The organism is Streptomyces sp. NPDC005070 (genome assembly GCF_053600395.1).
Map to the genome: position 1 here is coordinate 16,661 of NZ_JBSFZS010000022.1, position 14,081 is coordinate 30,741.

Annotated in this window: 9 protein-coding genes and 2 pseudogenes; 2 read left to right on the forward strand and 9 right to left on the reverse strand. The window is 69.2% G+C overall.

Annotated features, from left to right (window positions below; translation table 11 throughout):
- The first annotated feature begins 135 nt into the window (after positions 1-135).
- Positions 136-606, forward strand: a complete 471-nt coding sequence (locus ACWEBX_RS10540) for a DIP1984 family protein (protein WP_451884541.1) — start codon at positions 136-138, stop codon at positions 604-606.
- A gap of 464 nt (positions 607-1,070) precedes the next feature.
- Here the strand turns inward: ACWEBX_RS10540 and ACWEBX_RS10545 are convergent.
- The 6 genes and pseudogenes from ACWEBX_RS10545 to ACWEBX_RS10570 form a co-directional block, all read right to left on the reverse strand.
- Positions 1,071-1,178: pseudogene (locus ACWEBX_RS10545) on the reverse strand (OB-fold nucleic acid binding domain-containing protein); the annotation flags it as partial.
- 864 nt (positions 1,179-2,042) lie between these two features.
- Positions 2,043-3,020, reverse strand: a complete 978-nt coding sequence (locus ACWEBX_RS10550) for a TOPRIM nucleotidyl transferase/hydrolase domain-containing protein (protein WP_451884503.1) — start codon at positions 3,018-3,020, stop codon at positions 2,043-2,045.
- Positions 3,017-3,229: a hypothetical protein gene (locus ACWEBX_RS10555; protein ID WP_451884504.1), complete on the reverse strand. Its 213-nt coding sequence runs from the start codon at positions 3,227-3,229 to the stop codon at positions 3,017-3,019. The genes ACWEBX_RS10550 and ACWEBX_RS10555 overlap by 4 nt, the downstream gene beginning before the upstream one ends.
- 175 nt (positions 3,230-3,404) lie before the next feature.
- A complete protein-coding gene (locus ACWEBX_RS10560; RefSeq protein WP_451884505.1) occupies positions 3,405-5,582 on the reverse strand; it encodes an FUSC family protein in 2,178 nt (725 codons plus the stop codon).
- 275 nt (positions 5,583-5,857) lie between these two features.
- Positions 5,858-7,033 carry a glutathione-independent formaldehyde dehydrogenase gene (locus tag ACWEBX_RS10565; protein WP_451884506.1) on the reverse strand — a complete coding sequence of 392 codons (1,176 nt, stop codon included), beginning with the start codon at positions 7,031-7,033 and terminating at the stop codon, positions 5,858-5,860.
- A 331-nt stretch (positions 7,034-7,364) separates the two neighbouring features.
- The gene (locus tag ACWEBX_RS10570) at positions 7,365-8,486 is read right to left on the reverse strand and encodes a hypothetical protein (protein WP_451884507.1); all 1,122 of its coding nucleotides are present in this window, start codon (positions 8,484-8,486) and stop codon (positions 7,365-7,367) included.
- Between the two features lie 377 nt (positions 8,487-8,863).
- Here ACWEBX_RS10570 and uvrA point away from each other — a divergent pair, with 377 nt between their 5' ends.
- Positions 8,864-11,332, forward strand: a complete 2,469-nt coding sequence (gene uvrA / locus ACWEBX_RS10575) for an excinuclease ABC subunit UvrA (RefSeq protein ID WP_451884508.1) — start codon at positions 8,864-8,866, stop codon at positions 11,330-11,332.
- Positions 11,333-11,344: 12 nt separating this feature from the next.
- Here uvrA and ACWEBX_RS10580 read toward each other — a convergent pair.
- The 3 genes and pseudogenes from ACWEBX_RS10580 to ACWEBX_RS10590 all read right to left on the reverse strand — a co-directional run.
- A pseudogene (locus ACWEBX_RS10580) lies at positions 11,345-11,482 on the reverse strand (DUF1931 family protein); the annotation flags it as partial.
- 199 nt (positions 11,483-11,681) lie between these two features.
- Positions 11,682-12,527: an aldo/keto reductase gene (locus ACWEBX_RS10585; RefSeq protein WP_451884509.1), complete on the reverse strand. Its 846-nt coding sequence runs from the start codon at positions 12,525-12,527 to the stop codon at positions 11,682-11,684.
- Positions 12,528-12,629: 102 nt separating this feature from the next.
- Positions 12,630-13,880 (reverse strand): MFS transporter, encoded by a 1,251-nt coding sequence (locus tag ACWEBX_RS10590; protein WP_451884510.1) that lies wholly within the window; start codon positions 13,878-13,880, stop codon positions 12,630-12,632.
- Positions 13,881-14,081 lie beyond the last annotated feature (201 nt).

Sequence of the window (14,081 nt, forward strand, 5' to 3'; positions counted from 1 at the left end):
GCAGCTCAGGACAAGATCCAGAGACAGCTCCGATGCGACGGGACATCAGGGCTCCAGCGGATCAAAATCCAGGTGCGTATGAGCTGGTTCGCACTCGTATACTCGTGCGGGCTCATGGAGGGGGAGGTGGAGACAGTGAAGCTTGCTGAGGCACTGGCAGAACGTGCGGAGGCGACGCGCCGTGTAGAACAGCTGCGAGCGCGCGTCGTCGACAGTGCGCGGTACCAGGAAGGGGAGACACCCGCCGAGGATGCAGCTCAGCTGTTGGCTGAGGCCGGTGAGGTGCTGGACGCTCTGGAAACGTTGATCCGGCGGATCAACCGGACCAATGCCACCGTGGAGATGAGTCCGGACGGCACGCTCACCGATGCCCTCGCACGCCGGGATGTCCTACGGTTGCGTCACTCTGTGGTCACCGCGGCGGCGGACGCGGCGGCGGGTAAGGGCGAGCGGGGATACGGTCGGCAACTTCGGTCCGAGCTGATGATGCTCTCCGCGCTTCCGGTCGCGGAACTGCGTGGTCAGGCGGATGCACTCGCCCGGGAGATCCGCGAGGTCGATGTGCGGATCCAGCGTACGAACTGGGATGTCGATCTGCTGGACTGAATAGTCCAGCAAGCTGGAACGATGTGGAGCAGGTAGCAGTTTCGGAGGCGTGCACACACCGAGGGCCGGCGGTTTTCCAGCCCACTCCTGGCGCGTGAAGAGCAACGCGGGGGTTCGACTCCCCATTAACCGTGCAGCTCAGCACCGCGTACAGGTAACGGTGCACATTGCACAGCACATCACCACGTGCAGATCCGAGGCGGCGAGGGCGGGTTCGGGGCTTTCCACATCGCAGCACCATGGAGAACGGCGATCTCTGGTGGACACCGTTGGCGATTTTGGCGGCGCTCCTGCATCTATCGCGACCGAGACTTCCGCGAAAGCCAGGTCGCTTGAGAACACCGGCCACCGGCGGTCTCAAACAACCTGGCAACAGCACCGGTCAGCAGTCCATCACACGCCAGACGCAGTGCGACAGGACACCTCGCCGGTCGGGTCTCGATGTCCACCTTGATCTGCAAGTGAGTCGCGCCGATCTCGCGCAGCAGTCGGTGGTGGTGCTCCACCAAGTGTTTGGAGACGTCGATGCGGAGCGGGTTCAGTTCCGTGCTCAGGGCTTCGCGGTCGGTCATGATGGCGTTCCGCCGAGTGATCAAAGCAGGGGAATCCGCAGGTCGGGGACAGTGGCTCCGCCGCGGACGGGTGCCTCAGCAGGGCGCCTCGTGGACCGTCGCGTCTGCGGAGATCGTCAGCGGCCTCGTACCGGAATCCGCAACGCTGGACCGCCTACACCACGACGCGGGACACGACCCGGTCATCTCTAGCAGACCGCTCGGCTCTGGTTCGAGGCGGCGTTCGTATCTATAAGCAGTAGGCCCATTACGTGGATCGGGTGCGGAAGGTCTGGTGGAGTGCGGTGACCTGCTGTGACCAGGCATTTTAGTTGGCACATAGGCTGGATGAAAGGCATCGGCTCGGACGGTCGGTGATGCGTACAAGAGAGCGAGTCAAGTTTCGGGCCTGTGGCTTCAGGCTTGGGACTCATGCCGATGTGGGAGCGGCCGCCTGGCGGCTGGCGCTGACGGCCTTCGATACTAGCCTCCAGCGCAGATCTCTTGCCTCAATGGCCACGCGCCAGGACACGAGGAGGGTTCCCCGCCGATCAGGTTCAAGGCAGAGCATCAGGAGTGACTCCGCACTCCCGGGCGATCTGCTGTCTTTGCAGATGACCGCCATCTGCCTTACAGCGCACACGGACCCATGGGGCGGTCGGGGTTGGACTGACTCGCCGAGCCACTGATTCGTCTCACCGGAAGGGAGACCGTCCCACCATGCCGGGGACACCGTGAACCCTGACGTTGTGCTCTGCCGCCGGGTGTTCTCGTGGAAGGCCGCCTCTCGTGTGGGAGGCGGCCCGGAGTCAAGTCAGTAGTGAGCCTCCGCCGACGCCCGGCGGGCGCGTCGGCGCTGCGGCCTCACAAAAGCCTTACCCTGTCCTAGCGTGGTCCCCGGGCCACGGGTGACGTGGCGGGCCCAGGTTCCCGGTCCCTCGCTGTGGCCTGCTGGGGTACCTCAACTGCTTCTGGCTGCAGTGGTGATGTCCCGAAGAAGGCTTGGAAGATGGTGTCGAACTCGCAGGTCGTCGAATCCTTGAAGGCAGGCAGCCCACGGATGGCGTCGGCGGTCGTGTAGCGCTCGCAGAAGCTGCGGGCCCGGTCGTTCTTGTTGTTCGACTCGTTGACCCGGAGTTCGGGATAGTAGGCCTCGATCGCCCCACGCTCCCAGACATAGATGTCTTCGTGGCGAAGCATCTGCAGCAGTTCCAGTTTCATCTTCTTCAGCTCCGGGTCCCGGGCCTCTTCGAGGATCCGTCGGGCAGTGCCGGTGGTGGAGCGGGCGAAGAACGCCTTCACCGCTGTGTCTACTTCCTCAAACCCGCATAGGCCTTGAGCGTGCTCTTCGCTCTTGAGCTGTGCGTAGTCCCACAGAGTGCGTGCGCTACCGCTCTTGCTCAGGCTTTTGAGGGTGCCGGCGGAGGCCTGTGCGTCCTCGTTCTTCACCAGATCGTTGACCTTGGAGACGACCCGGTCACGCAACTGACGGCACTCGTCGCTTGCGCCAAGTTTGTCGAATCCGTCGAGCACCGCGTCCAGGTCCGCGATGACCGCCACTCTCATCTCAAAGCGCTGGAAGAAGCAGCGGTACCGCTCGATACTGCCTTTGCCTTCGGCCTTGGCGATCGCAGCACCGTGCTTTTCGAAATCCCACTGCGGGCTGAGGGTACGTGCGATGTGAGGGATGAGCGTGCGGTCGCTCGGACCCTCCACGAGGAGCACCGAGGTAGCGAAGAACGCTGCTTCGTTGTTCTCGTGCGTGATGATCTCGAACTGATCCCGGGCGTCCATATCGGACAGGTCGATCACACAGGTCCGGCTGGCCGGCGGTTCCAGTGTGTGGTCCTTGACGACCTTCACGAAGGTGCCGGTCGCCCCGGGCGCGCAGAAGGTCTCAGGAATGTGGCGATGGGCAGGTTGTCGGCGCCCACCAGGGCGACGTCGTCCGGCACCACCGCGCCCAGGTCGTCCAGCGCGCGGTGGAGGTCGACGTCGTGTTCGGCCTTGGCCATCGTCTCGGTGAAAACAGCGGCCATCGGTTCGGGCGCCGGCATCCGCAAGGTGCTCATCGTGACGGCCTAGGCGGAGAAGTCCTTCCGGTGGAACATCGGGGGGATCGAACTGCTCATCCTGGCGGGGCTGATCATCGTGATGGCGACATCGGTGTACGTGTGGCGGCGCCCGACGTGGCCAGGAGACTACTTGCCGCTTCAGGGGGCGCGGCGCTCCCCATGGCCGACTTCGTCACCCACCTCGGTGCGCGGGTGCTGATCCCTCACCTTCCGCCGCCACGGCCGCCCGCACCCGCTGCTCCTCGCGAGCAGAGCCGACGTCCCGTTCCAGGGGTGTGCGACTCACGGCCGTCGCGAGGTCTTCCAAGGCTCGTTTTTGCAGTTCCGCCTCGCGCCGCACGACCGGGCTCCGGTTGCCGGCGGCAGAGTCCTCCCACGCGTGGAGCGCCTCCTCCACACGCCCCCAGTCAGGATTCCTGTGCTCGCGCACGTCGACTGCTGCCTTCGCGGTGCCCGTCTCCAGGGCCTCGGCGAACCGCTCCGCCTCGGGGACGAAACGGCTGTCGGCCCGCGGGACGTGACTCTCCATGAGCATCGCCGCCCGGCCGAACCCCTTGAGCGCCTCCTGCGCCTCCTGCGCCTCGCGCGACGTCAGACCCCTCGGGCGGACCGGTTCCTGCCTTGCCCGGTCGTACGCCTCCTGCCAGGCGGCATACGCCTCCCTGCTCGCCAGCAGTGCCCTGCGCATGTCGGCGTGATGCTCGCGGGTCGGTTCGGCGTAGTTGCGGAGCACCGCGGCCGCGTAGCGGCCGTTGGCGGCGAGCCAGTCCGCAAGCCGGCCCGGCAGCCGGGGCGTCTCCCACGCGGGGAACACCACGTAGGCCAGCATTGCCAGGGCCCCGCCGAGCAGGGTGAGCACCACCCGCTCCGGGACCGTCTGCTCCCACGCCTGGCCGCCCATGCCGAGCAGGAAGACGACGTACGCGGCAGTGAAGCACTGGGAGTAGGCGTAGCCGGTACGGATCAGCGTGTACGACAGGCCCGCCGAGACCACCGCCAGCGCGCCGAACACATGGGCGTCCGGGCCCAGGGCCCGCACCATCCCGGTGGCGAGCGCGACCCCCGCCAGGGTCCCGGCGAAACGGGCCACCGCACGCGCGTACGTCCGGTGGAAGTCCGGCCGCATCACCATCACCGAGGCGATGGGTGCCCAGTAGCTGTGGCCCAGGGGCAGCCGGGCGGCGATCAGGTAGCCGAGCGTGGCCACTGCCGCCAGGCGGACGGCGTGCCGGAACACGGGCGAGTCTCGCCGGAGCTCACGGCGGACCGCCCGGACGACGACCGGGACCAGCCGGAGCATTGTCGGGCGCACCAGGAACTGGGCGCCGACAGGGCCGGGCGGTGTAGGCGTCCTCCCGCGCGCGCCGCCGCTCCCGGCGATCTCCAGCGCCTCGCCGAGCAGTTCGACGAGCCGCTCGGCCGCCTGCCGCGCGGGCCCCTCCAGCACCTCGTGCTCCTCGTCGACACGCAGGACGTCCGTGCTCCCGGGCCGTACCTCGGCGGGACTGCCGCGGCGGATCGAACGGGCGGCCGCATCCAGGACGTCGGCGGCCGCGTCGAGCAACTCCCGCGCGCGGTCCCGCCCGGGTCCCTCCGCCGGGGCGCCGACGTCCGGGTCGGCGAGCGCGGCGACGACCGGCCGAATACGCTCGGCGAGTCCCCGGGGGCCGTGCAGGACGGGGGGACGGGTGCGGGCCTGTGATGGCGTCACGGCGGCCGCGTCCCTGGCCGTCATCAACGGATCCGGGTCGAACGGGGCCGTCGGGTCGTGCCGCAGCCGGCGGGCGTAGTCCGCCACTGCGGCCAGGGCGTCGGCGAGCGCGTCGCGATGCGCCCCCCAACGGCGGATCGGGAACAGTAAGATCAGCACGGCTTGCACCACGCCCCCGAGCGCGATGACCCCGGCGTGTTCCAGGGCTCGCCCGACGCTCGTGGGCAGGGTGATGGTCACCAGCATGCTGCCGACCGTCGTCGCTGCGACGATCCCAGTGGTCGATCCGACGGCCCACGCCATCCCCGCGGCGAAGGCCCATACGGCCAGCAGCGGGAGGAACGTCACGAGTCGTCCCGCGGCCAGGTAGCCCACGAAGGTGCTGAGCGCCAGACCAGTGCCCGCGCCGAGCGCGATCACCTTGCGTGGACGCCAGGTGCGCTGGAAGGTCGCCCCACCCGCGGAGTAGGCACCGAGGGCGGCGGACGCGGCATACGCAGGGGAGACGAGCCACAGCGCCGACCCGACGACGATCGCCACCCCAGCGGCCGTGCGCAGCGCGAGTAGGGGCTCCAGCCGCGTCTCCTCGATCGTGAGCCCGGATCGCACGACCTCTCCGAAGGCCCGCAGCCACGTCACGGGTGTGAGCCTAGCCGGAACACCCTGCCGGGTCGCATCGGCCTGATTGAGGTGCGGCAACCGTCGGGCAGGGAAGCCTCCCACCCGCCCCGCGAACAGGCCGGCGGCCGCAGCCGCTGGACGGGATGCAGCCACTGCGGACACTGCTGAGCGTCCGCCGTCCGTCCTACCGGGCCGGAGCGCGGGCAATCGCCGTTGGATCAGGTCCGACCGGAGCGCGGGCGATTGTCCCCAGCCCCGGCCGGAGGACGGGCGGGACGGCGGCCCCGGGTCGCCTACCGCTTGTGGCCGTTCCCGTGTCCGTTCGGGTGCAGGACCACCTTGGTCCAGCCCTCGTCACGGGCGTCGAAGTGCTCGTAGGCGGTGGGGGCCTCGTCCAGACTGAGTTCGTGGGAGACGACGAAGCTCGGCGTTGCCTTCCCGCCAGCGATCAGATCCCGCAGCGCCCGGTTGTACCTCTTCACCGGCGCCTGCCCGGTGCCCATGCGCTGGCCCTTGAACCACATCATGCCGAAGTCGATCGGGACCTTGCCCCGCGCCTCCAGCTCTCCCTGGGCCTCCGCGCCGCCGGGGTCCTCGGGCAGGAACACGCCCACCACGCCGATGTCGCCCGTGAACCTGACCGAGTCGATCAGTCCGTTGAGCGTGAGGCTGGCGTCCTCATGTCCCTCGGGGTCGTGTGCCTGGTAGCCGACGCACTCACAGCCGTTGTCGGCGCCCAGACCGAGGGTGGCCTCCTTGACGACCTCCGCCGGATTCTGCTCGGCGGTGTTGATCGGAATGGCGCCGATCTCCTCCGCCTTGCGCAGCCGGTCGGGTTGGTGGTCGGCCACCCAGACACGGCCGGCGCCCTTGAGGAGGGCGGAGTAGGCCGCCATCTGCCCGACGGGACCGGCCCCGAAGACGATCGTCTGGTCACCCGGTTTGACGTGGGCCATCTCGGTGGCGTGATAGCCGGTGGGGAAGATGTCGGCGAGCATCACGTAGTCGGTCTGCCGGTCGGCGGCGTCCTCCCCCAGGCGCAGCGCGTTGAAGTCGCCGTAGGGCACGCGCAGCAGTTCCGCCTGGCCGCCCTGGTAGGGGCCCATTTCGGCGAATCCGTAGGCCGCTCCGGCGAGGGCCGGTTCCGGCTGCATCGTCAGGCAGTAGCTGGTCAGACCCTGCTCGCACTGCTTGCAGAAGCCGCAGGCGATGTTGAAGGGCAGGACCACATACTCGCCGACCTGAACCTTGCGGACGGCCGAGCCGACCTCCACGACCTGACCCATGTTCTCGTGTCCCAGGGTGCGGCCCGCCTCGAACGAGGTGCGGCCCTCGTACATGTGCAGGTCCGAACCGCAGATGTTGGTAGTGGTGATCTTGACGATGATGTCGCAGGGGTGTTCGATCTTCGCGTCCGGTACGTCCTTCACCGTGACGGTTCGCGGGCCTTCATATACCGCTGCTTTCATGATCGCTTCCTTCGGTGCCGCGGCATGACCGCAGCACGGGTGTGGGGGAGACGGGGTACCGAGCCTGACTCCCGGAGTTGCTGCCACGAAGTCCAGGGCTCCGGCATGCCTCTATGGGCTGTTCACCCGGTTCAGGTGAACGGTGGTGCCGCGGTGGCCAGTCCGGCGGAGTGTCGGTGCTCCGGCGGCGTGCCTTCCGAGTCCCCGCCGGCTCTTGACGCGAAACAACCGCGCACCGATCGATCAGCGGAATCTTCGTACACGGACGATCACCAACCACCGACGACCACCAACCACCAGCCGCCAACGAATCTCCGACTCGGGTCACCAGCTAGTCGCCGTTGTCGTCTTGGAGCATTTGGCGGCGCTCCTGTTCGCGCTTAGAGTAGGCGGCTGCCCGGATCGCCTCGTCGCTCTCCAAGCCTGATCCCAGTGCGCCGCCCACCGTGGCGACCGAAGCGACGAACCAGGACAAAGTCCAGTATTCCGCGGCGCTAAGCGGGGTTCGTGTCGTGGAGGCGAACACTTGGTCGTTGAGGATGAACAGGGCCCACACCAAGTTGATGACGATCAGGCCCCCGTAGCAGACGAGCACCCCGAAACCCACGGTCATGACTGTCGAGGCGTTGTAGAGCTGCGCCCTCTGCCTCGCCTCCCGCGAGACCTCTGCTGATCGATGCCACAGCTCCCCGTCTACGATCAGCCAGCCGATCATGAGCCCGACGGACCCGACCATGGCGATCACGAGGCGTGCCGCGCTCAGGGCCCCAGCGAGGCTCCAGATGGTGGAGTCCAGGGTGGCGATGACCCCCGTGGCGAGTGCGGCCGCCAGGCCTTTCGACAAGCCCGGTACCAACCGCCACGGCCGGTTGGCGCGGACCATGCCGACGAGCACCCTCAGGTAACCGCGCGGCCCGCTGACGACGTACCGAAGATCAGCGGTCTCCTCCTCACCGACCTGGCCCGGATGAATAGGCGCGAAACGACTGACGAAGGGAGCTGGCAACGGCTGACCCTGCGGAGGTCCCTCCGCCCCGGTGGCCCGCTGACCCGCCAAACTGAGCACGGTTTCTTCCACGGCCCGCCGGGCCCTGGCCTGCAGCCGTAAGCCCCCCAGCGTAGGAAGAGACAGCAGTGCCAACCCGTGTTCGTGACTCAGATCCACCACGAGCCTGAGCCCGTGTGAGTGCAGCGGAAGGTCGGTGAGGGCCACGACGATGTCCCAACTCTCCGCTCTTCCGCGGTTCATGATTCGGCGCATCAAGGTGGGCGGGTCCTCGGTCCCTGCGGTGAAGGGCTCACTGACCACCTCGACGTCGAACCGTCGTCCCTGGCCTGACTTGTCGGCGAGCCGAGCGGGAAGTGTCCGGGCCATGCACTGCGCGATCTCCGTGGGCGCGTCGGGATCCGCCAGGAGAGCCACGACCGTAACGCCCTGAGACGACACCCGCATGACTCCTTCTCGTCGGCTGCCCCCGCGATCGCCCGTGCCTACAGGATGCCCCTGAGGCATCGCCGACGCCGCGTGACACGCCTGCCCCTGCCGGTAGGGGCAGGGGGTACGGTCGGATCTCCTTGTCCACCCCGTGCAGGGCCTGCTCCACCACCGGGCCACGGTGCGCGCGCCACCGCGAACACCCGCTCCGCTTTACCCCGGTCGGCACCGCGAAGAGATCGCTCGGCAGCAGGCCCGCCTCCTGTTCAACCTCGTCACGCCGCCCGAGGCCGTGTATCGAAAATGGATCCGGGACACTCCGGAGGCTCGTGTGAGCGGGGCCCGGTGACGGCGCCTGTCGCGCGGTTCCCGGCGCGATCAGGTAATCAGGAACGGTGGACAAGGACGCGACCGACCCCTTCGTGCATGTCCGGGGCGCCAGTGAGAACAACCTGCGGAACATCGATGTCGACGTTCCTCGGGACGCGATGGTCGCCTTCACCGGCGTCTCCGGTTCGGGCAAGTCCTCGCTCGCGTTCGGCACGCTCTACGCGGAGGCCCAGCGCCGCTACTTCGAGTCCGTGGCACCGTACGCCCGAAGGCTGTTGCAACAGGTCGGCGCACCGCACGTGCAGGAGATCACCGGACTGCCACCGGCCGTGGCCCTGCAGCAGCGACGCGGGTCGCCCAGCTCGCGCTCGACGGTCGGCACCATCACCACGCTGTCCAATCTGCTGCGCATGCTGTACTCACGCGCCGGCACCTATCCGCCCCGGGCCGCACGGCTGGAAGCCGAGTCGTTCTCACCCAACACCGCGGCCGGCGCCTGCCCGGAGTGCCACGGACTGGGCGTTGTGCACGACGTCGCCGAGGACCTGCTCGTCCCGGACCCCTCGCTGAGCATCCGCGAGGGGGCGATCGCCGCCTGGCCGGGCGCCTGGCAGGGCGCCAACCTGCGCAGTGTCGTGAGCGGCCTGGGGATCGACATCGACCGACCGTGGCGCAGGCTCAGGAAGAAGGACCGGGACTGGCTGCTGTACACGGACGAGCAGCCCTCCGTGTACATCGAGCCGGAGGAGGACCGCGTCGACTACGGCTACCAGGGCAAGTTCTGGAGCGCCCGCAAACACGTCATGCACGTCCTCGCCGACTCCAAAAGCGAGAAGATGCGCGAACGGGCGCTCCGGTTCGTCAGGAGTGTGCCCTGCCCCGCCTGTCACGGCAGCGGACTGCGGCCCGAGGCGCTCGCCGTGACCTTCGCCGGACGTTCCATCGCCGAGATCAACGCGATGCCGCTCACCGAGGTCGTGGCGCTGCTGCGGCCCGTCGCGGGGCGGTCCGAGGCCGACGCCACCACGTCGACCGCCCGATCCGGGGAGACGACCGAGGTCGCGGTCCGGATCTGCGGCGATCTGGTCGCGCGGGTCGAGGTACTGCTCGACCTGGGCCTCGGATATCTCAGCCTCGGGCGCCGCTCGACGACCCTGTCGCCCGGCGAGGCGCAGCGCCTGCGGATCGCCACCCAGCTGCGCTCGGGGCTGTTCGGCGTCGTCTACGTCCTCGACGAACCCTCCGCGGGTCTGCACCCGGCTGACGCGGAACCGCTGCTGGGCGTGCTGGACCGCCTCAAGGCGGCGGGCAACTCGCTGTTCGTCGTGGAGCACGACATGGACGTCGTACGGCGGGCGGACTGGGTGGTCGACATCGGCCCCGGTGCGGGCGAGGGCGGCGGACGCGTGCTGTACAGCGGCCCGGTCGCCGGTCTTGAGCGGGTCGGGGAGTCGGCCACGGGCCAGTACCTGTTCGGGCGCGCCCAGCCGCTCGATCACCGCCCGCGCACACCGCACGGGTGGCTGCGCCTGCGCGGCGTCTCCCGCCACAATCTGCGCGACGTGTCCGTCGACGTACCGCTCTGCGTATTGACGGCGGTGACGGGCGTGTCCGGTTCCGGGAAGTCGACGCTGGTGACGCAGGTGCTCGGCGAGGTCGTCCGCGGCCACCTCGGACTCGTACCCGAGGAGCCCGACGAGGCGCAGCTGGAGGTCGACGTCCAGGACGCGTCGGGGGTCGAGTCGTTCGACCGGCTGGTCCGGGTCGACCAACGGCCCATCGGCCGAACTCCCCGGTCCAACCTGGCCACGTACACGGGGATGTTCGACGCGGTGCGCAAGCTGTACGCGGCGACGGACGAGGCCAGGGCGCGCGGCTACTCGGCCGGACGGTTCTCCTTCAACGTGCCCGAAGGGCGGTGCGAGACCTGCCAGGGCGAAGGATTCGTCGCGGTCGAACTGCTGTTCCTGCCCGGCACCTACGCGCCGTGCCCGACCTGCGAAGGCGCCCGGTACAACGCCGAAACGCTGGAAGTCACCTACCGCGGCAAGAACATCGCGGAAGTGCTGGGACTGTCCGTCGACGCCGCCGCGGAGTTCCTGTCCGCGGTCCCGGCCGCCTCCCGCAGTCTGGAGACGTTGCGCGAGGTGGGACTGGGGTACCTGCGGTTGGGCCAGCCCGCGACGGAACTCAGCGGTGGTGAGGCGCAACGCATCAAACTGGCCACCGAACTCCAGCGAGCCCGCCGCGGTCACGCGCTCTACCTGCTCGACGAGCCGACGGCGGGGCTGCACCCCTCGGACATCGCGCTGCTGCTGCGACAGCTGCACCGGCTCGTCGACGCCGGCAACACGGTCGTCCTCGTCGAACACGACCTGGACACGATCGCCACCGCCGACTGGGTCATCGACCTCGGGCCGGGCGGCGGCGACGCGGGCGGGCGGGTGGTCGCGGCGGGCCCGCCGGCCAAGTTGGCGAGAGCCCGCCGCAGCGCCACCGCGCCCTATCTCGCGGCCCGGCTCGCGCGCCCATGACGACGGCGCGAGGGGCTGAGCAGTATCCCTGCCGTTGGCCTGGGCCGACGCTTGGCCGACGACCAGGAGGTCGTAGAGCTTGGCGTCGACGAAGTCGCCGCACCGCTTCAGGCCGTTCCTGTCCACGTCGAGGCTTGCGGCGGCGCGGATATTGGGGCACCTGGTTCGGGTCCGAAGCTCGAGGACGGCTGGGATGAAGGCGTGACGACCGTGAGCGAGGCCCTGCTTGCGCGCCGCACACCGGGACCGGTCAAGGCGCGTCGGCGTCAGTAGAGGCGGCCGAACTGGCAGGGCCCTGCGGACGTGAGCCGGCGTGAGCGTGCGGGGGCGCGCCATCCTGTCAACTTCTTCAGAGCATCTCCAGGGGCGTGGGGCCGCTGGGCGGCGGGAACGCCTCGTCGAGGGCGTCGAGCGCCTCGGCAGGCAGGTGGAGGTCCACCGCGCCGCGGTTCTCCCGAACGTGGTCGGGTGATCCGGAACGCGGGATCGCGGCCACCCCCTGTGCCATCACCCAGGCGAGTGCCACTTGGGCCGGCGTGGCTCCGAGGGCCCGGGCCACGGCACCCAGTGCCTCGACCTTCAGGAGTCGTCCCTGCTCGATCGGGGAGTAGGCCATGACCGTCACTCCGGCCTCGCGGCACCAGGGGAGCAGATCCCACTCGATGCCGCGCCGGGAGAGGTTGTACAGCACCTGGTCGACGGCCACGGCGTCGCCGCCGGGGAGGGCGGTCAGCTCGACCATGTCGGCGACGTCCAGATTGCTCACGCCCCAGTAACGGATCTTCTCCGCCTCCATCAGGTCGGTGAATCCCGCAAGAGTCTCCTCAAGTGGCCACCGTCCCCGCCAGTGCAGCAGGTAGAGGTCCAGCCGTTCCGTACGGAGCCGCCGCAGGCTGCCCTCGCAGGCGGCGACGGTACCCTTCCGGTCGGCGTGGCCGGGCAGCACCTTGCTGACGAGGAAGACCTCCTCCCGGTGTCCCCGGAGGGCCTCCCCGACGAGCTCCTCGGCTGCGCCGTCGCCGTACATCTCCGCCGTGTCGACGAAGGTCATGCCCAGGTCCACGCCCAGCCGCAGCGCGGCGATCTCCTGTTCATGCCGGGCCGGTTCCTCGCCCAGGTACCAGGTGCCCTGCCCGAGTGCCGCGATCTCCTCACTGGAGGGGAGCGCGATCGTTCTGGTCGATTCCACAGACATCTCGGGCCTCCCGTCTGCCGCGGATCCGTGTCACGCGCGCCCGCACCGAGTGCCCAGGTCCGCGCCTCCCAGACAACCGGTGTCGCATGCGCCGCAGGGAGGTCAGGAGGGGCGAGCGGAGCGCGCCGAGAGCGTGCCGGGACCGGGTGCGCGGTCGCGCAACGCGACGGCGACCGACACAACGGCGCCGCAGGAGAGGGCCGCTGCGAAGCCGATCATCGCGGTCTGCACGGCGAAATGCCGCAGGGCGATGCTGAACAGGATGGAGGGCAGGCCCATTCCCAGGTAGGCGACGACGAAGAACACGGCAAGGACTCCTGCGCGTGAGGCGGGCTCGGCCACGGAAACGGCACGTTCGACGCCTCCCTTGAACAGCAGCCCGGAGCCGGCTCCCGACAGGGATACGGCGACCAGGTAGAGCCAGAGCACCGGGTGGTAGAGGGCGACGGCGCACAGGACCAGGCCGACCGGGAAGACCGCTGCTCCCACGGTCAGGACCCGGGGCAGTGGGAGGCGGCCCAGCACCAGCTGGGCGGCCGCCGCGGAACCGAACATGAGGAAGGCCGCCAGGCCGACCACGAGGTGCGAGTCGGTGTGCAGGGTGCCATGGAGCACGCTCGCCCCGAGGGAGGAGATCAGGCCGAGGATCGCGAAGGCGAAGGCGCCCAGTGCGCCGGCCGCGCCGAACGTCCGCCCGCCGCCGGGGCGCAGGACGAACCTGCTGGGCGGTTCGGCCGCGGGCAGCTCCAGGTCCACGGTCTCCGGGGTGGACAGCACCAGCGCCAGGCACACTGCCATGGCGAGCGTGAAGATCGCCTGGGTGGTGATCAGGGGCGTGGGAAGCCACTCGGCGGCGGCTCCGGCGACCAGGGGGCCTGAGGCCAGGCCGCCGAGGTTGGCGGCGGTGGCCACGATGCCGGGCAGCAACGAACCCGTCCGTTCCGGACGGGCCTCGTGGTGGAGGTCGTGCAGGTACGTCGTCGCGGTCGAGGCCATCAGCCCCAGTCCGACACCGTTCAGGATTCTGCCCGCGATCAGCCCCGGCAGGTCCCGCCACGCGATCAGTACGACCGACGCGACGATGCCGACCAGCAGCGCCGGGACGATGACGCGCCGCCGGCCGAGCCGGTCCGACAGGTGCCCCAGTCCGAGGAAGGCGGCCGCTGCGCCCACGACCATCGAGGCGTACGCGACCGTGACCGTGGTCGCGCCGAAGTGGTCCCGGGCCTCGTACAGCGGCCACAGCGGGGTCGGCGCGGTACCGAAGGCCATCAGCACGGTGAAGGCCACCGCCACGAACCAGAAGCCGGTCGTGTGCGAGGCACGGCGCCGGGCGGGGGCGCGGGGCGGCAAGTCGGCGGGAGCGGGTGCTGGGATCCGGTGGGTCGGGTCGTCGGGAACGTGGGCTGTGGGACGGCTCTGCGGCGTCGGAACGGCAGGCAGGGGTACCCCTCCTCGGGCGGAAGTGGATGGCGCTTTCCATCCTCCTCACCAGCAGGGATCAGTGCCAACGAATGTTTTTGCTGAGCTCGAGCAATACGAGTGATACTTCTC